A 228-nucleotide genomic window follows, 5' to 3' on the forward strand; every position below is an offset into this window, starting at 1 on the left:
CGCCAGCACGGCTTCGCGCAGCTTGCCGACCAGCGGCCGGGTGTCGTCGCGACGGGACTGGAAGGAATACGGCAAGGCCGCCGGCGCCGGGGCGCAGGCCAGCACCCGCAGGCTGCCCTCGTCCTGCAGCGCCCGCGCCCAATGGCTGGGCAGCAGCCCCACGCCGGTGCCCTCGATCAGCAGGCCGGCGATGGCGCCCCAGTTGTTGCAGCAGAGCCGTTCGCCGGC

1 protein-coding gene is annotated in these 228 nt (G+C 75.0%); it reads right to left on the bottom strand.

The genetic code is table 11. The annotated features are described in order from the left end of the window. The coding region (locus ACRHNM_RS18575) for a LysR substrate-binding domain-containing protein (protein WP_431138096.1) at positions 1-228 on the bottom strand (228 nt) is incomplete at both ends.

Origin of the sequence: Psychroserpens mesophilus, from assembly GCF_050617655.1 — a bacterium.
GTDB lineage: Bacteria > Bacteroidota > Bacteroidia > Flavobacteriales > Flavobacteriaceae > Psychroserpens > Psychroserpens mesophilus_A.